The sequence below is a fragment of the Halobellus inordinatus genome (assembly GCF_024498335.1).
GTDB classification, from domain to species: domain Archaea; phylum Halobacteriota; class Halobacteria; order Halobacteriales; family Haloferacaceae; genus Haloquadratum; species Haloquadratum inordinatus.
This window is the reverse complement of the sequence record NZ_CP101825.1, coordinates 2,056,308-2,077,602: the sequence shown is the minus strand read 5'-3', so window position 1 is coordinate 2,077,602 and position 21,295 is coordinate 2,056,308. Positions and strand designations below refer to the sequence as shown.

Below are 21,295 nucleotides of genomic sequence, written 5' to 3'. Positions count from 1 at the left end.
GCTCAGACTGAGCCATTTCTCTACTACGATATAACTAGAAGTGGTTACCTTCTGTTCATCCCGAAACTATCGGTAGGGTCGGTGAGTTCGTTCGAACGGACTTCGGTGACTCATCTTCTATCGTATCTGTCATTTTGAGTGCTGAGAAGAACGGTCGGATAAACGACTTCCGTAGTTCCTCTCGCACCACAATAGCATACCCAGACGTTATATCTCCCGAGGGGCTCTGTCGAAGTGATGGACGTCTTCGCCCGGGGCCAGTACAGTAATCGGCTCGATTTCTCCCGAAACGAACTCACGGGAGCGTTAGGAGATTCGGTTACTGTTCTCCCGGTCGTCGTCGCCGCCGCGGCGCTCACGGACCTCTCGCTTTCACGGCTCCTGCTCGGCTTTGCGGTCTTTCAGGTCGTCTGGGGGCTCCACTACGGGCTCCCGATCTCGGTCGAGCCGATGAAGGCGCTCGCGGCCCTCGTCATCGCCGGTTCGCTGACGACGTCTGAACTGGCGTTCGCCGGGCTCCTCGCCGGGGGCATCCTCCTCGCTGTCGGCGCGACTGGGACGCTCGCGCGAATCGAACGGTACGTCGGCCAGCCAGTGATTCGTGGCGTCCAGTTGGCCGTCGGGCTCGTGCTCCTCGAAACGGGAGTCCGGTTGAGCCTCGACGGCGTCTGGTACGCGCTCCTCGCACTCGCCGTCGTCGGGATCAGCGTCGCGATCGGTCAGCGACGGGCGAGCACGCTGGCCGTACTCGCGGTGGGCATCGGCATCGGACTGGGACAGACCGGGCTCCCGGACCCGCACCTTCCGACCGCGGCGCTCGCCCTGCCGAGTACGGCGGGGCTCTCGTCGGATTCGATCGGCGCGACTGTCGCGCAGTTGGCGATGACCGTCGGCAACGCGGCCGTCGCGACGTCGCTTCTGCTCTCGGATTACTACGACGCGGACGTCTCTGCGGACGACCTCGCGAGCAGTATGGGCGCGATGAACCTCCTCGCGGTACCGCTGGGTGCGATGCCGATGTGTCACGGTAGCGGTGGCGTCGCGGGCAAGTACGCCTTCGGCGCGCGGACGGCGGGGGCAAATCTCATCCTCGGGATCCTCTACGCGCTGGCGGCCGTCGTCGCCGTGGGCGCGATCGCGGCGTTCCCCCTGGCGATGCTCGGGGTCGTCCTCGCGGTGATCGCCGTCGAGCTCGGCCGTGCTGGCCTCGAAACCGACTCGCTCTCGCTCACGGTCGGCATCGGCGTCCTCGGCGTCGTGACGAACGTCGGCGTCGCGTTCGTAGTCGGGATTGCGGCGTATCTGCTGCGCAAGCGGTTCCGCGACGACTGATACTATCGGACAGAAATTCGTGAATGATGTTGACACCCACGGGCGCCGGTGATTTTCACATCATTCTGTCCGACAGTATGAAGCCGGCTGTACGAGCGATAGCCCCTCACCGAACGGAACCGCTATACTCGCTGAGCGAGTATTTTGTCTCAGTGTCGTCCGCCAGTTCGCGTCTCGATTTTCTCGGGGACACGTGCGAAGAACCAATCTGTTTGCGCCTCCCGTCTGCAGTAAGAGCGGTTTCGCCGACCGTACGCGATCGATGCGCAAGCGTGCGACGGTGCGCCGCCGAACGGCGTTGGTGAGACGATGAGCGGAGGTCCCGGAGCGAACCGTGCAGTGAACGTCACGGACGGCCCTCTGATCAAGCCGCTTTTCGTCCTCTCACTGCCGATCGTCCTCACCAATCTGCTGCAGGTGGCGTACAACCTCGCAGACACGTTCTGGGTCGGACGGCTCGGACAGGACGCGGTCAGTGCGCTCTCGTTTTCGTGGGCGATCGTGTTTCTCATCATCACGCTCGCGGCGGGCTTCACGGTCGCCGGGACGGTGCTGGTCGCACAGAACAAGGGCGCGGGCAACCTGGACCGCATCAACGCAGTCGCCGGACAAACTATCGCGTTCGTGATCGGCCTCTCTATCGTGTTCTCGATCATCGGCTACGCGCTGGCGCCCTGGTTGCTCCAGTTGATCGGTGCAACGCGCGGGACCGAGGTGTTCGCGCTCTCGGTCACGTACACGCGGACGATGTTTCTCGGGATTCCGTTCGTCTTCGGGTTCTTCATCTTTCAGTCGCTGCTGCAGGGTTGGGGTGACACGCGGACCCCGCTGTATCTGATGCTCCTCGGCGTCGTGCTCAACGTCGTCATCGACCCGTTTCTCATCCTCGGGTTCCAGAACAACCTCCTGTTCGAGGTCGCCGGCCTCACTACGCTTCAGGCGGACCTCTACAGCGCGACGGGCTTCGCCGGGTACGGCGTTCAGGGTGCCGCGATCGCTACCATCGCTTCACGGGGCGTCGGAGCCGTGATCGCGATCGGGCTGTTGCTCTCGGGCCGCGTCGGCATCCACCTCACGCTGAGGGACTTCGTGCCGACGCGCGAGACGGTGAGCAAGATCTTCCGCATCGGCGCGCCCGCGAGCATCGAGATGAGTACGCAGTCGCTGGGTGTGACAGTCGTCACGGCGCTCGTCGCGCTCGCAGGCGCTGAGGCCGTCGCCGCCTTCGGGATCGGAACCCGGGTCACCTCCCTCGTCGTGCTCCCCGCGCTCGGCCTCGCACGCGGGACAGAGACGGTCGTCGGACAGAACCTGGGGGCGAAGCAGCCCGACCGGGCGAAGCGGGCCGTCTTCGCGAGCGCCGGGATCACTGCTGGCGTGCTCGTCGGGGTCTCTGTGCTCGTCTACCTCAATGCCGCCGCGATCGTCGGCATCTTCATCACTGGTGCGGAGGCCGCCGCCGTCGTCGCTGCAGGCGCGGAGTACCTCCGGATCGTCGGCGTGACGTACGTCTTCCTCGGCGTGTTCTACGTCGTCCAAGGTGCCTACCGTGGAAGTGGAAGCACTCGACTGGCGATGATCTTCGGCATCGTCGGGCTCATCCTGCTTCGCATCCCGCCGGCGTACGCCCTTTTGGCCTGGTTCGATATGGGTGCTACAGGCGTCTGGTACGGCATCGCCGTGGCGAACGTCCTGATGGTGCTGCTCTCGGGTGCGTACTTCCTTCGTGGGACGTGGACTGACGGCGTCGTCGACCGCGGACAGCCGAGACGCGACATCCCAGCAGACGACGATTAGCTGATCTAGCAGACGACCATAACCGATCTGCCGGAGGCGTCGACAAGTGAAAGTTGAGACTACAGAGGGTTTAGCGGGGCTACGATGCGTGAATTTGACCGATTCGATCTGTGTAAACTGCTCTAGATGGCTCTCCAAGCGGCTATTCCTGTCACACACTCAATCATATGGGCAAATTTTCGAGACTTCCAGCAGCGTAGCCACTCAGCGGCACGCTAACCCGAATAGAGTTCCTCACTACCCGATTCCAGTTTCCTTCTTCAGCAGCGTCAGCGTGTTGCCCGCTGTAATCACCGGTGAGTGCTCATACTCGCCAGTCAACTCGGCTTGGACGAGTAGATCAGCAGGAACGCCCTGAAGAGTTGTGACATCTCGTATCGAGTCGGACCGGAGTACTGGTCGTGGGGACTGAACTCCGCGTAGGACAGTGGATACTGACAGACGAACCCCTCGACCGAGTCGTGGGCGTTGTGCTCGTACCAGACTCCCGAGACGGTCCGGAAATCCTCAGTGAGCGCCGGTAGTGAACTCTGGTCGTACAGTGGCGTCGAGTCGTAGGCTGGCCAGTCGAGATACTGTGTTGTAGCTATCGAACGGAAGACATCGCGCCGAGAGATGGCAGTCGGTGCCATCGGGGACACGTCTGCCGTTCCCGGCCAATGATTTGCCGTTCTCTGCGACGCTCACGAGATGCTTAAGTCTCCTCAGTTTCGGGATCATTCACAGACAGCAATCCCGTCGCCATCAGCCGTCTCGTGATTGCGACCAGCCCGTTGTCGAATCCGCGGCCAAAGACGCCTTGTTCGTGCTCACGGCCGTCTGCCCTCGTTTCGGTGAACGAACTCACCAAAATCGCCTCACGGTCAGCCAGTAACAGCCGACTGATTTCGGTATCGTCATCTGGAAGCGGTGACCGGCTCAACCAGTCCAATCCTGAGACGAACACCTCTATATCCGGGAGGGCATCCTGAATCGCGGCCCGGAGGTCTTCATCGACTGTCCCAATGATGACGTTCACATCGCGTTCCTGAGCCGACTGCAGTTGTTCGGCCAACTGGTCGGTGAAAATACTCTCGTGGCCGATCACGAGGATTAACTCCTCTGTCGCTCCCTCGATCAACTGCCGCGTCCGGCTCGTAATGCCCTGATCGCCGGAGATGGACCACACCTCGTGGGTAGCCTCTGTCGAGTCTCCCTCATCGGTTGGTTCAAGCCCGGTCAGGGCACTCCGGAGTGACTCGGTGCGCTCGGCGTACTCCGACTGGAGGGTGTTGATAGCCTCGTCGATAGAGACCGCCCGAAATATCTGCGGGTTCGAGTGCTGGGTTTCTACCAGCCCCTTTGATTCCAGTACGCGAATCGCGTCGTAGACGCGCGTCCGTGGCACTTCGGAGGTCTCGCTAATGTCCTTGGCCGTTCCGCGCTGTCGGCGTGCGAGCGCGACGAACGACTTGGCTTCGTACTCTTTGAGCCCGAGTTGTTGGAGCAATTCGTTCGCTTGGTCTTGATTTGAAACATCTTCCATTGGTCCCAACCTCGACTGCTACCTTCTGGTTTGTGCCCCGGATGTTTAGTACGTCCCACCGACATCTATCGATGTCACCCAAATCATCACAAAATGACCTCGATTTTGAGTGCTCTGAGCGCCTTGAAATCGGAACTATTCATCTATTCACTCACTTAATCACAATACTTCTTTGTGCGGGTAGCACGGAGGGTAGAGTGGCGTGTAGGCACAGATTTGGTCCCAACCTCTCTGTCGCTACACGTCAGAAGCCACCATACACGGTGGTTTTCACGAGATTGGTGACGAGTTAATGTCCGGCGACCCATCCGACCAAGCACGATTCACGGACGTCAAACAGCTCAAAGCGCTCGGCCTCAGTACCTACGCCGCCCGGACATTCGTCGCCCTGGTCAGTCTCGGCGAAGGGACTGCTCAGGACGTGAGCGAAGTTGCCGATGTCCCCCGAACACGCGTCTACGACGCAGCTGACGAGCTTCATAACCGTGGTCTCGTCGACGTGAAACAGTCGAGTCCCCAGCGATATTGGGCCATTTCGACAGAGACGGCCGGCCGTCACTTCGAACAGGAATACGACCATCGCGTGACGGTCCTGACAGACGCGCTCGACCAGCTTGCATCAGTGAATCGCAGTACTGAACAGCAGGGCGTCTGGACGGTAACCGGCCGGGACACCGTGACCGAACGCGTAGTGGATTTCATCTCGTCCGCTGATGATGAGGCCGTGTATATGACTGTCGGGGAGCTACTGACTGACGAGGTCGCTGAATGCCTCTCGACCGCCAACGACCGTGGAGTCTCGATTCGGCTCGCAGAGATGTCACAATCCGTCGAAGCCCGACTCGAACAGGACGTTCCTGACGCGCAACTGTTCGAATCGGTGTGGGACTGGTCGGATACGCCTGCTGGTCGCCTCCTTATGGTGGACCAGAATAAGACGCTCGTGAGTGTGCTCGTCGACGGCAACGGTGAACACCCACCCGAACCTCGTGACGAAACCGCTATCTGGGGCGCGGGTCAGACGAACAGCCTTGTCGTAGTGCTGAAAGCGCTGTTCACCTGGCAGCTCAACAACAATCGCGACTCTCAAAATGAGTAGTAACTCGGATACTCACAACAACCCCATACAGACCCGAGTTCAATATACGGGACCAGAAGCAATGGTGGTTGCTCCCGCTGTCGCTTCTTCCACGACAACTGGTGATAGCTAATGGATGACGACACGAACAGAGTTGACGACTCGGCGACCTCCGACCAGACCGACAGCACAGATGCGAGACCCCCGACAGTTCGTCACAACTGGCAGCAGTCGGACCAGCCCAGTGTGATGGTCGTCGAAGCAGTTGCTGCAGCCACTAATCGGCCCACGACGGAGCTCCCACCGCTGCAGAAAACCCTCGATGCGGATGCACTCGATACACTACTCAACGGACAGCCATCATCAGTAACGGTCTCCTTCCGGTATGCCGACACCGCCGTCTCGGTGAGCGAGAACGGAAGCATAGAAGTCCACGTCGATGGAGACCTCAGAGAGGAAAACCACGGATAGGAACTGTGGTCCATCAAAACACGCCACGGGACCCCGACTATGTGACGGCTGCTCAATCGAATAACGATCAGGAGGTAAACGACGATGTCTCTTCTTGCTGATCGTCGATGGCCTCAAGCAGTGCGAGAACATTTTGGAACTCTCGACCTCGATGCACGGTTCCCTGGCTGGTGTCGTACTCGATCACGTTCGCGTCATGTAACTTCGGCAGGTGAACGTGGTGAAGTTCGATACCTCGATGTTCTACAGAGCCGTTGCCATCGGGTTGCAGTGAATCCGCCCCTCGCAGGTGCTGTGTGAGTTGGTCGACAGTCGTCCCGTCGGGTGTGTCAGCCACCCGGCGGAGAATCTGTCGTCGCTGCTGGTTGGTCAGCAGCTCTAGTGCTGTCTCGGTCGCTATCCGCTGTTCTGAGTTACTCATAAGTAGTCCCACTATGTTCAGTTGGGACGTTAGCTCGCGTGAACACGGACTAGATACTTCACAGACCTAACGGATACTCGTGTCGTTAACCCGAATCCTCAAAGTGTGCAGACGGTTCGAGATGTATCTGGGCGAATTTTGGGAGAAAATGATCTCAAAACCGTATGCATTGAGACGGCCAGTCTCAACTTCTGGTCGACAGGATATTGATATAGCGGAATAAAGTTTATACGTTCGAGCACAGACGCGAATCCTATACACTACTTGACGGTAATCACAGAATACGGACAGATTGTGCGAGATCTAGTTATGAAGTCACTCAATTCTCTGTGTGGGGACAGGCGTGAACCCGGAAGGCTACAGGGGAGCGGCACCCCCGTGTATGGCCTGCGCGTAGCGTAGTTGCATCGCACCGATGTCCAGGACGCAAAGAACTCGTTGGGAGACCGTTCATCGGCATCAGCCTTCGTTCATTCTTCTTTCGCTCTGATAGAGGCGCAGTCGGTACGAAAATGCCCCCTGAGCGTGTATGCCCGAGCGTACGTACGAGGTCCTTTCAGGCCGATAGGACGGCCAGAAACGCGCGCCGTAGGACAGTGGAGCGTCCGACCACTCCGAGGCACGCCGCTTGGAGTAGGATCGAGCACACAACACGACACACAGCCATCAAAGATACCCCTGACTACGATCCGAACTCTCGCTCACAGGGTAGCTGCCACGTACCGCTTGTTTGCTATCGAGGCGGCGCGTATACGAAGGCGAGACAGTCGGGTCAGGTCCTCACGACCACTGTTTGGCGTTTCACGCTTTGCCAGAGAGTTAGACTATCAGGGAGTAGAGAAGTGGACGATTCCGCAGGATGACGGGACGTTCTCGAACCCGTCGTACTCGGAGTACGTCGTCATCGAGGCCAGGATACCGGTGACGGCGACCGCTTGTTTCCACCAAAGTAGTATGTCTCTGGTCGGTATATCGAACCGAACTCGGGAGACCGATCTTTGGCAGCGACCCCCGGAGTAGCGGGCCGAAGATACCCATTCAGATTTCGGGGGCCGATCGGCGCATCCGAGTGACTGACTCGGGCGCATTCTGTTGCATCGACAGAACAAGAATTTCGGTACTGGATCGTCTCTGCTGGAAGCGACCTATCCCCCGAAAAGACCTATAACGAACGTCAGAATTTAGGCGTGTAGCTACAAGCATCCTGCAGATTTTAGATTGCAGAAATACAAATAACCTGATTATAGCCCCGGAAAGTCGCAATCAGAAACACATCTAATCTCTCTTATTCTGGTATCTACAGTAAAGTGAAGTGGGGGGCAAACGCAGGGTGTGGTATGGCTGCCGAGGAAGTCGACACCGAGCGGGCGACGGTAATGACGTACGTTCCCACCTATCAGAAAGAGCGCTGGAAAGAACACGCAGAGCAGTTGGGGATGAGCCAAAGCGAGTTCGTTCGGACGATGGTGCAGGCAGGCCGCCGCGACTTCGAGGTCCCCAACAGCCCCGGATATGAAGAATCCGGTGAAGGGGCAAACGGAGGGTCCGAACCCCAGGGGTCAAGTTCCGAGAACGGGCCAACAACACAGGACACCGAAGACGGCTTCGAACGTCGCGTCCTCGAGATCCTCTCGTCCTCCGAGTACCTCTCGTGGGACGAACTTCTCGCGGCGCTGACAGACGACATCGAGAGCCGTCTCGACGAGACGCTCCAGGAGTTACAGGCGTCGAACGCCGTGCGATACAGCGGTCGGCGCGGCGGCTACGCTCTCGCACCCGGCGCGGCGGAGGAGCACAATGAGCGCTGAGACCGCCGAGGGCGAGGCTCTCGAAGATCCGATCGCGTACTTCCTGCAGGATATGACGTACCACGGGAAGTCAGAACGGACCCGAGACGCCTACGAGCGCGTCCTCCGTCGGTTCGAGGCTTTCCTGAGCGATCCGTCGACGACTCCGAGCGGGTCACAGACCTCGGTCGCCGAGGCGACACATCGCGACTGTATGGCGTGGATCCACTCGCTCCGGCGATCGGACGTCGCCGACAGTACGGTCGCGACGTACGCCTCCTACCTCCACCGGTTCTACGCGTACCTCGCGCAGGTCGGCGCGTTCGAGTCCAATCCGATGACGCTCGTGATAGAGGAGATGGACGAACGGATCGACACGAACCCCTCACGGCGAGAGATTTCACTCCCCGATATGCGGGACTTTCTTGCCACGGTCACGCATCCCCTCGATCACGCGGTCGTCACGGCGCTTCTCAAGACCGGAATGCGCGTGGGGGAACTCTGTAATCTCGACCTCCGCGACCTGGCGCTCGACGACGACACACCGATCGACGCTGTATCGAACGGGATCGTAACGTCGCGCCCGCACCTCGACGGCCGTGGACCGTCGCTCTACGTCGCGGCCGAACCCGCGGCCGGGGCCGTCGTCGCCGGCGAGGAGCGCACGGCGTCGAACAAGCGGAAGCGTTCGACGGTGATCCCCGTCGATGACGAACTCGAAGTCGCGCTGCGTCGCTGGCTCGCGATCCGTCCGGCGGCGCGCTCGCCTGCAGAACCGTTGTTCGTCAGTACGTCGGGGAGCTGGGGGAGTCGGCTCACACCCGATATGGTGCATCACCTCGTCGAAGGACACGCGAGCGACGCCGGCTGGCATAGATCCGGCGGTGGTGCGGAAGAGAACGTCACCCCACACTACTTTCGGCACTTCTTCACGACGCATCTCCGCGATCGGACCGGCGATCGAGGGATCGTCAAGTATCTCCGGGGCGACGTCGGGGGCGACATCATCGACACCTACACCCACAACTGGGGTGATCGGGTCCGCGAGACCTACGAACGGCACATTTACTCTCTGTACTGAGCTGGGGGCGTCGTCTGAGCGGACACACGTAAATTGTATATCGCTATATCAAAACTCGGCCTGGGCGTGTGGGATCAGATGGACGGCTTGCGGCGGAATCGCTATTTGGACGGGAGCGCCGGCGTCGATCGCTAAGCGATCAAAGGCAGGCGGACGAACGGTCGTCACCAGCGCGAGCGACGTCCCAGCGGCATTCACGTGGACACGATATTCCGTTCCTTCGTTCAGCCAGTCGTCGACGGTCCCACGAATCACGTTCGTCGGGTGGATCTCTGAGCCGTCGGCTGGACGGGCGCTCGGATCACAGAGTCGGATCCGCGAGGGGTGCAGACAGACGGTTACGGCCGACTCGGCCGGAACAGTCTCACTCGTCCGTAGTTCGATGTCGCCGACACGAACCGTCGCGTCGCCGGTGGCGACGCCCTCGAAGAGGTTCTCGTTCCCGGTGAACGTCGCGACGAACCGCGTTTCCGGTTCTCGGAGTACGGTCGACGGCGGGCCGATCTGCTCGATCGTGCCGTTCCGGAAGATCGCGATGCGGTCGCCCAGCGCTGTTGCCGTCCGCTGATCGTGCGTCACGTACACGACCGGGATGTCCAGCGAGTCGAACAGCGCGTGGAGTTCGATTCGCAATCGACGGCGGATGGGCGCATCGAGGCTCGAAAGCGGTTCGTCGAGGAGCAGCGCGTCCGGGTCGGCCGCCAGAGTGCGCGCCAGCGCGACGCGCTGTTTTTCGCCGCCGGAGAGCGTCGCGGGCCTGCGGTCGAGGACGTCCCGTATTTCGAGCAGTGTCGCGAGTTCGTCGACCCGACCGTCATTCGTAGCCGCGTAGCCGATGTTCTCGCGGGCGGTCAGATGCGGGAACAGCGCCCCGTCCTGAAAGACCAGCCCCGTCCGGCGGTCTTCGAGCGATCGCCCGCTCAATGCTCGGCCGTTCAGCGACACGGACCCCGAGTCGGGAGCGACGATCCCTGCGATCACCGACAGCAGCGTCGTCTTCCCGCTACCCGAGGGACCGAGCACTGCGAGGACCTCGTCGCCGACGGTCGCGTCGACGGGGCCGAACTCGAATCCAGCGTACGTCTTCGTGAGAGCGTCCAGTTCGAGCATCGATTACTCCAGGGGGTTCTGTCCGAGGGCGTTGAGGACGACGAGCGTCGCGACCGCGATACCGACCAGCACGACGGCCGCGGGGAACGCGTTGTCCAGGCCGAGCGTCGTGAACGAGACCCAGATCTGCACCGGCATCGTCCGCGGGTAGTACGCGAGCATAATCGTCGCGCCGAACTCGCCGATCGAGCGCGCGAACGCCAGCGTGACGCCCGCGAGGATGCCCGGCCACGCGAGCGGGAGCGTGACCCGGCGGAACGTCGTAAAGCGGCTCTTGCCGAGCGACCGCGAGGCGTACTCCAGGCTTCGGTCGACGCTCTCGAAAGCCGCTTTCGCCGTGACGACGACAAACGGCGACGACACGAACGTCTGCGCGAGCACGACGCCCGCAACCGACCGAGTCAGCGGCAGTCCGTTGGCGGCCGCCAGCCGTCCAACGAGCGTCTCCGGGCCGACGATCGTCAGCAACACCATCCCGCTGACGATCGGGGGCAGAACGAGCGGGAGTACGACGAGCGCAGTCACCACCGTCTTGATCTGCCCATCAGCGCGCGCGAGCCAGTATGCGAGCGGGAGACCGAACACTGTCGCGACGAGGGCGCTCGTGCTCGCAGAGACGATCGAGGTCGTTGTCGCCGAGACGATGTCCGGCTGCGTGATGCGGCGCAGCACCACGTCGGGCGGTTGGCTGGCGACGAGCGAGACCAGCGGCAGGAGGTAATAACAGAGCAGGACCGCGCCGAGCACGAACGTGATCGACAGCCAGTCGAACCGTCCGACGCCGGAGTCAGTTCGCGATTTCGCTGGGAACATTGCCGGTGTAGGTGGGGTAGTCGTCGGGGATCACGAAGCCGAACTCCGAGAGGTACGGTCCGGTCGTGTGGGTCTGAAAGACGTCGGCGGCGGCCGACGTCTGGCTTCGGAGCGTCGCACCGTAGCTGATGAGGCCACCCTCGACGACCTTGCCGCTCGGGAGTTCGTAGGTTGCGTTCGCGTACTGTTCGGCGTAGGAGGGATCGCTGAGGTCGATCGCTGCCGGGAGTTCGACGTAGTCGTAGCCGCGCTCGACTGCCATATTCCGGTAGGCGATCGCGGCGTCGATCGACCCGGTCTCGAACTGGCTGACGAGTTGCGTCTCGGGGTATATCTGGTCGCGGCTCGGGATCGCATCGCGAAGGTCGCGGTCAGTGTCGTAGTAGTCCGTCGCGAGTTCGAGGACGAAGAGGGCCCGGTAGCCGAGCGGGTCGAGGTCCGGGTCCGTCCGCCCGAGTTCGACGTCGCCGTCGAGTAGCGGACGGTACCACGAGTCGGTTCCGGCGGCAGCGATTCGTTCCCCGCCGTTGCTGTCGGGGTTGTAAGCGACGACGACGGAGTTGGTCGCGAACTCGGCGTACCAGTCTGGTCGCATCGGGCCGTCGAACAGCGCGACGTCGGCGACGGAGACGACGTCCGGATCCTTCTGTCCCTCCGCGACGAGGCGGGCGACCTCTGCGGACCCGTGGGCTTCGATCTGGACAGGCGTGTCGACGCTCGAACGGAGCCCGTTTTCGAGCGCGTTGTTCAGGCTCCCGGCAGCGAGTATCGAGACGGGGGTCGCAGTCGTCCGGTCGCGACCGACGACGCCGGCACACCCGGCGGTCCCGGTGAGGAGCGCCGCGGCCCCTGCGAGAAACGAGCGCCGGCCAGTCGGCGGTGCGACGACCATCGGTCCAAAATCTAATGTTTAACCAATAAACTTACCTCAAACAGATCTGTTTGACTTCGTATGGCCAACGTGGACTCGACAGTCCTGACAGAGCGACAGGTCGAGGTGTTAGAGCGACGCGAGCAGGGTAAGACCCAGCGGGAAGTCGCCGAGGAGTTGGGGACCACGGACGCGAACGTGAGCGCCATCGAACGCGCCGCAGAGGCGAACGTCGAGAAGGCGCGTCGAACGCTCGAACTCGTCCAGACGCTGCGGGCGCCGGTGCAGTTCACCGTCGCGGCGGGGACGTGCTTCGAGGACATCGTCGATCAGATCTACGCGCAGGGCGACGACGCCGGTCTCAAAGTCGACCACTGCCGGCCCGAACTCTACGCGCATCTCTACGGACTGCTCGGCGACGTCGCGAGCGAGAATATGCTGGAAGAACCGATCGACGTGGGGCTCACGAGCGAGGGAACGGTGAAAGTGTTCGCCGAAAGCGGCTGACACCGGGATTCTGTGCAATGGCCTGCATCGCCGGGTGCGGACGGTACTCGACGGAGACCCGCCCAGTTTAAGTCCCGGGAGGACCTCGGCCGCGTATGCACGTCGCGCTGGGCGGGACGTTCGATCCAGTCCACGACGGCCACCTCGCGCTCTTCGAGCGTGCGTTCGAGTTAGGCGACGTAACCGTCGGGTTGACGAGCGACGAACTCGCTCCGAAGACCCGCCACGTCGACCGCTACGTCAGGTCGTTCGAGGATCGGAAGAACGATCTCGTCGCCGAATTAGAGCCGCTCGCCGCGGCCCACGACCGCGAATTCGAAGTGCGCAAACTGACCGAGCCGACCGGAATCGCCACCGAACAGAAGTTCGACGTCCTCATCGTGTCCCCGGAGACCCGCGAGGGGGGCGAGCGAATCAACGAAATCCGTCGGGAACGCGGGTACGACCCGCTCGACATCGAGGTCGTCGAGCACGTCAGCGCCGAGGACGGCGAGCGCATCTCGTCGACGCGCATCGTCAAGGGCGAAATCGACCGCCACGGAAACGTCACGCCGGAGCGGGACGGCCGCGGCCCGAAGCAACCGAGCACCGAGGAGTCCGAGCGATCCGACGCCTGATTGTATCCGTTTCTGAGTCGCTCTACCACGACGGCGGTTGGAACCCCGCCGACTCGAGCACCGACTTCCAGTGCTGTTGGACGCTGAGCCGGGTCACCTCCATCGCGTCGGCGACGCGAGATTGCGATCGTTCCTCGCCGGCGATCAACGCGCCCGCATAGAGGCTCGCGGCCGCTATCGCACGCTTGGAGCGGTCTTCTTCGGGGGCTTCCGAGAGGAACAGATCCGCGGCGACCGAGCGCGCGTCGGATCCGAGCTCCAGTCGGTCTGCACCGCGCTCGATCCGATTCAGCCACTCCTCGTTGGCGACACGGTCCCGGGCGCTGTACATACACTGAGGTGCGTCGCCACTGCATAAGAACCCTGCGCGCGGAGCGACAGGTTGATTTGGGCCTTCGCTGTAGATGGGGCTGCGCGCGGGTAGCCAAGCGGTCAAAGGCGCAGCGCTTAGGACGCTGTCCCATAGGGGTCCGCAGGTTCGAATCCTGTCCCGCGCATATTCGGTCCGAGCGACAGCGAGGACGAATATCGTTCCGAAGGATTCGAATCAGGGAGCGTCGCGAGCGGAGCGAGCAGAGCGACCGTGGTTCGAATCCTGTCCCGCGCACTGAGGAGCAAAGCGACGAGGGAGCAGGCACAGATTCGAGCCCTGCGAGTCGCAGCGCGCGAACGGAGTGAGCGTGACCGTCTCGTTCCGGTTCGAATCCTGTCCCGCGCATATTCGGTCCGAACTATAGTAGCGTTTGCAAGTCTTCACTCACAGAATCCCACGCAGTCGTGCGGTTGGCTGTGTAATCAGTTGCAAATGTTACTATAGCGAGGGCGAACCGGCCGCGACGTCGAGACCGGGATCGGAACGATGTCGATCATTCTGAAGCCACGTCTCAGTGTGCCATCTGTGAGCCGCGCTCTCGTCCGATTGTGCCTGTGTGTCTGGAATCCGGGGAATGCGTTCGGGAGTGACCCAGCGGTCAGGCGTCGCCCGGTTCGGAGAGCTGCTCGTCGAGATTCGACAGCGTCCGTTCGAGTTCGCGCCGGTTGTATCGGGCGGCGATCGGACCGAGCACGCGGTCGAGAATTGGCGGCAACCCGAGATCGTACTCTGCAGCGTAGGTGACGAGCGTCCGATCGTCGACAGTCTCGAACGTCCACTGGAGGCGTCCCTCGATGTCGCCCGACAGCTCGAAGACGATCCGTTCCGGTGGTTCGTGGACGACGCCGCGCACTTCGCCACGGAACGGGAAGCCGAGGCGGTAGGTGTAGCGCGCTCGCTTCCCGCCGTTATCGAGCACGCCGAGGGTTTCGACGCGCGACAGTCGCGGTGAGATGCGCGCTTGGTTCTCGGGCACGTCCATATACTCGAAGACCGCCTCTCGTGGTCGGTCGATAACGGCCTCTGCGACAGCTCTCATACCGACAGGTGGGTCGGCAGTCACTAAACGACGGTGGCGGATTCGTCGGGAGAGGACCCAACGGGGTGCGAACCGGCTGTAGCTTTTGTAGTTCCGCGCCTTCCAGACGACAATGGATGCGGATGGAGGAGACGGGCGGGCGGCGGGCGGCGGCAGCGTCACCACCGGGCCGGAATCCGAGCGGTCGACGACCCACAGCGCAGACGTCGGAGCCGAGACGAACGGGAGCAGACGATCCGCCGACGACACCGACGTCGCGTCCGGGTCAGCACCGCTGGACGACCACGCCGACGTCGCTGTCGCCGTCGAGGGGCTCTCGAAGCAGTTCGGAACGGGCTCCGACGCCATCACGGTGGTGGATTCGGTCTCGTTCGAGATCGAACCGGGCTCGGTCGTCGGACTCCTCGGCCCCAACGGGGCCGGCAAGACGACGCTCATCAAGTCCATCCTGGGGATGGTGCTCCCGGACGAGGGCTCGGTCCGGATCTGCGGAGTAGACGTGCCAGACCGCCCACGGGCGGCGTACGGGCACGTCGACGCGATGCTCGAAGGCGCGCGAAACGACTACTGGCGCCTGACCGTCCGCGAGAATCTCCGGTACTTCGCGACCATCGGCGGCATCGATCCCGACTCCGTGGCCGACCGCCACGAGCGGCTGCTCGAACGCCTGGAGTTGGCGGACAAAGTCGACGTCGCGGTCCGGAATCTCTCCCGCGGGATGAAGCAGAAGGTGTCACTCGCGAGTACGCTGGCGGGCGACGCCGACGTGATCTTTCTGGACGAGCCGACGCTCGGCCTCGACGTCGAGAGTTCACGGACGCTCCAGCGTGAGCTCCGGCGGCTCGCCGAGGACCGAGGACTGACGGTGATCCTCAGCAGTCACGATATGGACGTCGTCGAGGCGGTCTGCGATCGGGTCCTGATTATGTCCGGCGGGCGGATCGTCGCCGACGACAGCGTCGACGCGCTCCTCGGTCGCGGCGAGCGACACGGCGTCCGGATCGCGAGCGGCGACTTCGATGCCGACCTGCTGGCGGACCTCCGCGCGGCGTTCGACGTGACTGGCGTCGAGCGCTTCGAGCGTCGGCCCGGTGCGCGCGTCGACGTGACGACCGACAGCGACGGACTGTACGCGCTGATGGCGCGGCTCGAAAAGCAGGGCGTGCGGATCGATCGTCTCACTGCGGTCGATCCGGACCTCGAAGACGTGTTCGTCGACCTGACCAGCGATCGCAAGGAGGAAACAGAGGACCAGCGATGGGAGGAAAAGCGATGAGTGCCGGTCAGCGGGCGGGGCAGGGACCGAAGCCGGCCGGGTACTACCACCTCGCGCGGGCCGTCCTCTACCGCGAGGCCATCCTGTTCGTTCGGTACCCCGCCAACGCGATCGGCGGCGTCGTCATCGCCCTGTTCTTCTTCGGCGTGTTGTTTTACGGCGGACGGATGGTCGCGGGTCGAGCGCTGACTGAGTCGATCGAGGGGATCGTGGTCGGCTACTTCCTCTGGACGCTCTCGGTCGGCGCCTACTCGTCGATCTCGAACGACATCGGCAGCGAAGTCCAGTGGGGGACGCTGGAACGGCACGTGATGACGCCGTTCGGGTTCGCGCCCGTCGCGATGCTGAAGGGGATCGCCAAGATCGTCCGGACGTTCCTCACCTCGACGGTGATCCTCGTCGTGATGCTCGGTATGACCGGCACGGCGCTCCAGCTCAATCTGTTCACCATCGTCGTCGTCGCCACGCTCACCATCACGTCGGTGCTCGGACTCGGGTTCGCGGCGGGCGGCGTGACGCTGCTGTACAAGCAGATCGGAAGCTGGCTCAATCTGCTGCAGTTCGGTTTCGTCGTCCTGATCTCGGCGCCGTCGCTGGACGTCCCGTGGCTCAGCCTCCTCCCGTTGGCGCACGGCAGCGGCCTCCTCCAACGCGCGATGCTCGACGGGACGCGACTCTGGGAGTTCAGCGCCTTCGACTTGGCGCTCCTCCTCGCGACGGCCGTCGGCTATCTCGGCTTCGGGTACCTGGTCTTCCAGTATGCGACCCGCAGAGCCCGACGCCTGGGTGTTCTCGGAGATTATTGAGCGGAGAGCGCCCGCCGCCGACCGGCCAACCGGCCGACGCGCCTATGCGGCTCGCTGCCCTCCTAAAGTAAGATGGACCGAAACGCGATCCGGCGGGCGTGGGAGGAGATTTCGGAGACGTACGCCGAGCGGCGCGATCCGAGCGGCTCAGACGCCGACTTACTCGGTCGGCTCCGAGACGAGTTGGGACCGGATCCGACTGTCCTCGACGTCGGCTGTGGCGACGGCGCACGGACGCTCGCGAATCTCCCACCTGGCAGCATCGGCCTCGACATCTCCCGGCGCGGCCTCGAACTCGCCCGGGAGAACGTGCCGGAGAGCCACCTTCTCCAGGCGGAGATGCGGGACCTCCCAGTAAGGGACGACAGCGTCGACGCGATCACCGCGTATCACGCCGTCTTCCACGTCCCGCGAGCGGCGCACCCGGACGTGTACCGGGAGTTCGCGCGGGTATTGCGTCCCGGCGGCCGCCTGTTGATGACGCTGCCGCGCGGTCGCTTCGAGACGGTGCGTCGGGGCTGGATGGGCGGTCGAATGTTGTTCTCGGCGCCCGGCCGCGACGCCACGCTCTCACAACTGCGGGACGCCGGCTTCGAGAACCTCCGAACCGAGACCGTGAGCGATCCGCTGGGGAGCGACGCGGAGTTCGTGTTCGCAGAACGGGCCACAGACGGCCCTTGAAATCGAAAAAACGAGAAGCGGTTCAGCTACCGTTGCCGCTCTCGGAACTGTCGACGCCCATCGCTTGAAACAGTTTCTTCCGGACGGCTTCTTCGGTCAGTTGCAAGAGCGTATCGCGGTTGTCGTCGCTCGTCTCGATGCCAGTGAAGATTCCCAGCGGGATCTCGACGTCGCCCTGCGTGGAGTGTCCGCCCGTTTCGCCGATGCCGGCAAAGGCGTCCTGCAGGATCTTCCCGATGTTCATCCGGATGTCCTTCGAGCGCGCAGAGAGGAAGATGCGGTCGTCCGCGATGCCGAAGACGGCGGTCGTCGTGATTCCTTCGAGCTTCAAGAGGTGCTGTGCGGCCTGTCCGAGCGCGTCGCGGTCGCGGATGAAGCCGGCGTTCGAGACCAGATGACTCCCCTGGACCTCGCGGTTCTGGATGGCTTCTGCGAGGACGTCGAGCGTCTCTGGCGACATCGAGGGCGACTCGACCTGTTCGAGCGTGTCGTGGTTGGCGAAGGGATAGAGATACGCGGCGGCGGTGAGATCGGCAGGGGTCGTCTCGCGCTTGAAATCCAGCGTCTCCGAGCGGATGCCGTAGAGCAGCGCGGTCGCGACCGCCTCGCTGGGCGAGAGGTCGAACTCTTGGAGGTACTTCGTGAGGATCGTCGACGTCGAGGACACGTTGGGACGGACGTCGGTGAACTCCGCCTCGATGTCTTCTTCGGGCTCGTAGTGGTCGATGAAGATGTCGACGTCGACGTCGAGATCGGGGTCGCCCGACTTCATATGGTCGACCAGCGCGACGGCCCCGTACTCCGAGAGGGGCTTGCCCTCCGAAAGCGGGACGAGTTCGATCCCAAGCAGATTCACGAACGCGCGGTTCTCCTGGTGGCCGATCTCGCCGTCGTAGTTGATGACGGCGTCGACGCCGTGCTCGCGGGCGATCGCCTGCAACGCCACCGCCGAGGCGATAGAATCCGGATCCGGGTTGTCGTGTGTGAGAACCGCGAGCCCTTCCGTCGCCCCTTCGAGCACTTCGGCGAGCTGTCGGGCCTTGTATTCGAGTTCGCCCGATTCGAGCGACCGCAGCGCCGAGTCCGCGATGACCTCCGATGGGTTGATCACGACGTCGGCACCCAGTTCAGCGAGTTCGTCCTCGGAGACGGGGTCCGACGCGCGCACGACGATGAACTGATCGCCGTTGCGCTCGCGGATCGCCGAGACCGCCGCCTTGTTCGCCTCGACGTCGGAGGCGAGGATGAGGACGACGTCTCGATCGGCGACCGCGTCGGCGACGTCGGGATCGGCGATGTTCGTCTGTTGTGCGTTCAGATCCTGATCACGGAGGGATTCGACGCGGCTCTCGTCTTTGTCGAGGATGAGGACGTCTTTGCCCTCCTCGGCGAGTTCTTCGGCCACCGCGTAGCCAACGCTCCCGCACCCGAGGATGGCGTAGGTGGACATCGACGAGATAGTGACCCCGGCGCTCATTCTGACGCCAACTCCGGTCGGACGCCACTTAACAGCACTCGTTTGGTGAGCAGCGGTGCGGCACTCGGGGAGGCAACGCCGGGGCGTCCGGATCTGAGTCATTTCAATCGGGTCGTGAGAGTCACTCCCGACCGTCGGCCGAAAGGAAACACATATAATTGCGCCACCAGAACTCAGGGATGCAGTGGGCCGGTAGCTCAGTCCGGCAGAGCGTCTGACTCTTAATCAGACGGTCGCGCGTTCAAATCGCGTCCGGCCCGTCTTCTCGCCGCGAGCGACTCCGCGAGTGGCGCGTATCTGATCTGGCCAGAGGCACATTGTACGGAGGTCGCACGCAACGAAGCGAGCACGTCCCACCGTGCGTTCAGATCGCGCCCGGCCCGCCTCTCCTGTCCCTACACCCGTAGATACACGTTCTCACTCGTCTGCGAGTTCGGTGAGCAGCGTCTCCAAGTCGTAGTTCTGCAGCGCCCGCGTGCTGTGTCGGAGCGTCGAGACGACGAACGTCGAGTTCGTCCGGCGGACCTCCTCGATCGTTTCGAGGTCGGTGATGAGGCGCTCGACCATCTCGCGGTCGGGGAGGTGTGCGACGACCACGAAGTCGGTCTCGCCCATCGTGAAGTACGCCTGCGAGACCCCCTCGACGGCGAGGATCTTGTCCTCGAAATCGTGGTGTGACCCGTGGTAATCGGTGAGTAACTCGACGAGAACCGTGACGCCGAGTCCGACTTTCTCCAGGTCGATGTCGTACAGATCGTTCTCGATGATGCCCGCCTCGCGGAGATTGTTCAGCCGATAGTGGATCGTCGAGACGGGAATGTCGGTCTCCTCGTGGAGTCGCTCCGGGCTCCCGGTCCCGAGATCAGAGATGGCTTTCAGGAGGCGAATGTCGCGTTCGTCCATAATTCCGATAGGTCCCCATTTCGACCCGGATTCTTTGTAACTTCCGCCTCGTTTGCCTGACATTCCACGAAAATGTGGACTCACGAGAGGGGTGTCTCCCGTCTCGTCATTCTCTGACCGGAGGAAAATAGCCCGGACAGTCGGCCGATATCGGCACGCGATCCCCACAAACGACTTATACTGCGGCGGGAGAGTTTCGGTATGCTCGATTCGTTACAACTGTCGCTGGACCCGACGCAGCTCGGCTTGGAGTTCGGGAGCGGCGCGGTAATCGGCGGCATCATCGGCTTCGCGGCGAAGAAAGTCGCCAAGATCATCGCCGTGATCGTCGGTCTGGAACTGGCGCTCTTCAAGTTTCTCGAATCCCGCGGGATCCTCTCGGTCGACTGGGAACGGCTCACGTCCGGGTTCGTCGAGACGACCCAGAGCGCCGCCAACGGGACGCCGCCGGACTGGATCTCGACGATTCTCTCGACGCTGTCGGTCTCGGCCGGCTTCACCGGCGGCTTCCTGGTCGGCTTCAAGAAGGGATAGTTCGGCTCCGTCGCTACCGCATCGCTACCGCGTGCTGAGTTCGTCTTTGTCTTTGATAATGCGCGTCTCCGCCTCGCCCGAGGTCATCTCGTTGACGAGGTCGTAGAAGTCGTTCTGCATCCCGGCTGGGAAGGTGACGACGCCGACCCACGAGCCGTCCGGCTGCCACTCCTCGCGTTCGAGGTCCCCGTACTCGCGGACCTGTGCCTGGGTCTTGCCGGCGTAGTTGGCCGGGACCTGTACCGCGACAGTCACCTCGTCGAAGCGAATCGGGATGACCGGCCGGAGGGCGTCGAGGGCGTCGTCGACCTGTGACTCCACGCGCTCCATCGGATCGACGCGGAAGCCGGCCTCTTCGAGGGCGCGCTCGATTCGCTCGGGGGGATGCGGCGCGTTGTCCATCTGCGGGTTCACCGCGTTGCGCGCGATGCGGTTGATGAGTTGCTTTCGCTTCTGTTCCTGCATCTCCCGCCGCTGCTCGGCGGTGATCTGGATCTCGCCTTCGCGGACGACCTTGGGGATGATTTCGAGGGGGTCTGTGGTCCCGAACACGGTCTCTAGGTCTTTCTCTGCCGGTCTGTCGCCTCGCGAGGCGTCCTCGAAGACGTCCTCGGCGGCGATGACGTCCTCTAAGTCGCCCTCGAACTCGTCCCGTTTGATGGCGAGAGCGGCGTCGGGGTCGATGAGTACCTCGAACCGCTCGCCGTGCGATTCGAGTCGCGCCGTCACGGCTTCGTCAAGTGAGATCATACCGCTCCCTACTTGCTCCGAAGTAAAAAGCCCTCCCCGCGGCGTC

Annotated in this window: 23 protein-coding genes and 2 tRNA genes; 14 read left to right on the top strand and 11 right to left on the bottom strand. The window is 62.6% G+C overall.

The window, feature by feature from the left end:
• Positions 1–237: 237 nt before the first annotated feature.
• Both NO362_RS10540 and NO362_RS10535 read left to right on the top strand, forming a co-directional pair.
• Positions 238–1,332 (top strand): putative sulfate/molybdate transporter, encoded by a 1,095-nt coding sequence (locus tag NO362_RS10540; protein ID WP_256545205.1) that lies wholly within the window; start codon positions 238–240, stop codon positions 1,330–1,332.
• 309 nt (positions 1,333–1,641) lie between these two features.
• A complete protein-coding gene (locus NO362_RS10535) occupies positions 1,642–3,129 on the top strand; it encodes an MATE family efflux transporter (protein WP_256545204.1) in 1,488 nt (495 codons plus the stop codon).
• A 317-nt stretch (positions 3,130–3,446) separates the two neighbouring features.
• Here NO362_RS10535 and NO362_RS10530 read toward each other — a convergent pair whose 3' ends face one another.
• Together NO362_RS10530 and NO362_RS10525 are read right to left on the bottom strand one after the other, a co-directional pair.
• Positions 3,447–3,761, bottom strand: a complete 315-nt coding sequence (locus NO362_RS10530; protein WP_256545203.1) for a hypothetical protein — start codon at positions 3,759–3,761, stop codon at positions 3,447–3,449.
• A 62-nt stretch (positions 3,762–3,823) separates the two neighbouring features.
• Positions 3,824–4,654 carry a TrmB family transcriptional regulator gene (locus NO362_RS10525; RefSeq protein ID WP_256545201.1) on the bottom strand — a complete coding sequence of 277 codons (831 nt, stop codon included), beginning with the start codon at positions 4,652–4,654 and terminating at the stop codon, positions 3,824–3,826.
• A 292-nt stretch (positions 4,655–4,946) separates the two neighbouring features.
• Between NO362_RS10525 and NO362_RS10520 the strand changes: the two genes are divergently transcribed.
• Both NO362_RS10520 and ddfA read left to right on the top strand, forming a co-directional pair.
• The gene (locus NO362_RS10520; protein ID WP_256545200.1) at positions 4,947–5,753 is read left to right on the top strand and encodes a TrmB family transcriptional regulator; all 807 of its coding nucleotides are present in this window, start codon (positions 4,947–4,949) and stop codon (positions 5,751–5,753) included.
• 111 nt (positions 5,754–5,864) lie between these two features.
• Positions 5,865–6,203: a DdfA family disk-determining factor gene (ddfA, locus tag NO362_RS10515; protein WP_256545199.1), complete on the top strand. Its 339-nt coding sequence runs from the start codon at positions 5,865–5,867 to the stop codon at positions 6,201–6,203.
• Between the two features lie 67 nt (positions 6,204–6,270).
• Here the strand turns inward: ddfA and NO362_RS10510 are convergent, their stop codons facing one another.
• Complete coding sequence (locus NO362_RS10510; RefSeq protein WP_256545198.1) at positions 6,271–6,624, bottom strand: DUF7344 domain-containing protein; 354 nt, start codon at positions 6,622–6,624, stop codon at positions 6,271–6,273.
• A gap of 1,337 nt (positions 6,625–7,961) precedes the next feature.
• Here NO362_RS10510 and NO362_RS10505 point away from each other — a divergent pair.
• Together NO362_RS10505 and NO362_RS10500 are read left to right on the top strand one after the other, a co-directional pair.
• Complete coding sequence (locus tag NO362_RS10505; protein WP_256545197.1) at positions 7,962–8,432, top strand: DUF5805 domain-containing protein; 471 nt, start codon at positions 7,962–7,964, stop codon at positions 8,430–8,432.
• Entirely contained in the window at positions 8,422–9,492 is a 1,071-nt protein-coding gene (locus tag NO362_RS10500) for a tyrosine-type recombinase/integrase (RefSeq protein ID WP_256545196.1), read from the top strand. Before NO362_RS10505 ends, NO362_RS10500 begins: the two co-directional genes overlap by 11 nt.
• A 48-nt stretch (positions 9,493–9,540) precedes the next feature.
• On the opposite strand, the gene NO362_RS10495 is transcribed toward NO362_RS10500, so the two are convergent.
• From NO362_RS10495 to NO362_RS10485, 3 genes are read right to left on the bottom strand one after another with little or no spacing between them, the layout of a single operon-like run.
• Complete coding sequence (locus NO362_RS10495) at positions 9,541–10,602, bottom strand: ABC transporter ATP-binding protein (protein ID WP_256545195.1); 1,062 nt, start codon at positions 10,600–10,602, stop codon at positions 9,541–9,543.
• Positions 10,603–10,605: 3 nt separating this feature from the next.
• A complete protein-coding gene (locus tag NO362_RS10490) occupies positions 10,606–11,415 on the bottom strand; it encodes an ABC transporter permease (protein WP_256545194.1) in 810 nt (269 codons plus the stop codon).
• Positions 11,390–12,307, bottom strand: a complete 918-nt coding sequence (locus NO362_RS10485) for an extracellular solute-binding protein (RefSeq protein WP_256545193.1) — start codon at positions 12,305–12,307, stop codon at positions 11,390–11,392. Before NO362_RS10485 ends, NO362_RS10490 begins: the two co-directional genes overlap by 26 nt.
• A gap of 60 nt (positions 12,308–12,367) precedes the next feature.
• On the opposite strand from NO362_RS10485, the gene NO362_RS10480 reads away from it, so the two are divergent.
• Complete coding sequence (locus NO362_RS10480; RefSeq protein ID WP_256545192.1) at positions 12,368–12,793, top strand: Tfx family DNA-binding protein; 426 nt, start codon at positions 12,368–12,370, stop codon at positions 12,791–12,793.
• A gap of 95 nt (positions 12,794–12,888) precedes the next feature.
• A complete protein-coding gene (locus tag NO362_RS10475) occupies positions 12,889–13,410 on the top strand; it encodes a phosphopantetheine adenylyltransferase (protein WP_256545190.1) in 522 nt (173 codons plus the stop codon).
• Between the two features lie 22 nt (positions 13,411–13,432).
• Here NO362_RS10475 and NO362_RS10470 read toward each other — a convergent pair whose 3' ends face one another.
• Entirely contained in the window at positions 13,433–13,741 is a 309-nt protein-coding gene (locus NO362_RS10470) for a transcription initiation factor IIB family protein (RefSeq protein ID WP_256545189.1), read from the bottom strand.
• 83 nt (positions 13,742–13,824) lie between these two features.
• On the opposite strand from NO362_RS10470, the gene NO362_RS10465 reads away from it, so the two are divergent.
• Positions 13,825–13,907, top strand: a tRNA-Leu gene (locus NO362_RS10465).
• Positions 13,908–14,381: 474 nt separating this feature from the next.
• Here the strand turns inward: NO362_RS10465 and NO362_RS10460 are convergent.
• On the bottom strand, positions 14,382–14,822 hold the full coding sequence (locus NO362_RS10460; RefSeq protein WP_256545187.1) for an SRPBCC family protein: 441 nt from the start codon (positions 14,820–14,822) through the stop codon (positions 14,382–14,384).
• A 112-nt stretch (positions 14,823–14,934) separates the two neighbouring features.
• Between NO362_RS10460 and NO362_RS10455 the strand changes: the two genes are divergently transcribed.
• The 3 genes from NO362_RS10455 to NO362_RS10445 all read left to right on the top strand — a co-directional run bounded on the left by NO362_RS10455 (position 14,935) and on the right by NO362_RS10445 (position 17,585).
• The gene (locus tag NO362_RS10455; RefSeq protein WP_256545186.1) at positions 14,935–16,098 is read left to right on the top strand and encodes an ABC transporter ATP-binding protein; all 1,164 of its coding nucleotides are present in this window, start codon (positions 14,935–14,937) and stop codon (positions 16,096–16,098) included.
• Positions 16,095–16,904, top strand: a complete 810-nt coding sequence (locus NO362_RS10450) for an ABC transporter permease (RefSeq protein WP_256545185.1) — start codon at positions 16,095–16,097, stop codon at positions 16,902–16,904. Before NO362_RS10455 ends, NO362_RS10450 begins: the two co-directional genes overlap by 4 nt.
• A gap of 72 nt (positions 16,905–16,976) precedes the next feature.
• Positions 16,977–17,585: a class I SAM-dependent methyltransferase gene (locus tag NO362_RS10445; RefSeq protein ID WP_256545184.1), complete on the top strand. Its 609-nt coding sequence runs from the start codon at positions 16,977–16,979 to the stop codon at positions 17,583–17,585.
• Positions 17,586–17,607: 22 nt separating this feature from the next.
• Here the strand turns inward: NO362_RS10445 and NO362_RS10440 are convergent, their stop codons facing one another.
• On the bottom strand, positions 17,608–19,062 hold the full coding sequence (locus NO362_RS10440; protein ID WP_256289805.1) for a DHH family phosphoesterase: 1,455 nt from the start codon (positions 19,060–19,062) through the stop codon (positions 17,608–17,610).
• A gap of 186 nt (positions 19,063–19,248) precedes the next feature.
• Between NO362_RS10440 and NO362_RS10435 the strand changes: the two genes are divergently transcribed.
• A tRNA-Lys gene (locus NO362_RS10435) sits at positions 19,249–19,322 on the top strand.
• 157 nt (positions 19,323–19,479) lie between these two features.
• Here NO362_RS10435 and NO362_RS10430 read toward each other — a convergent pair.
• Entirely contained in the window at positions 19,480–19,965 is a 486-nt protein-coding gene (locus NO362_RS10430) for an Lrp/AsnC family transcriptional regulator (protein WP_121570647.1), read from the bottom strand.
• Positions 19,966–20,166: 201 nt separating this feature from the next.
• Here NO362_RS10430 and NO362_RS10425 point away from each other — a divergent pair, with 201 nt between their 5' ends.
• Positions 20,167–20,499: an FUN14 domain-containing protein gene (locus tag NO362_RS10425; protein ID WP_121570646.1), complete on the top strand. Its 333-nt coding sequence runs from the start codon at positions 20,167–20,169 to the stop codon at positions 20,497–20,499.
• Positions 20,500–20,523: 24 nt separating this feature from the next.
• Here the strand turns inward: NO362_RS10425 and NO362_RS10420 are convergent, their stop codons facing one another.
• The gene (locus tag NO362_RS10420; protein WP_256545183.1) at positions 20,524–21,249 is read right to left on the bottom strand and encodes a ribosome assembly factor SBDS; all 726 of its coding nucleotides are present in this window, start codon (positions 21,247–21,249) and stop codon (positions 20,524–20,526) included.
• Positions 21,250–21,295: the final 46 nt, after the last annotated feature.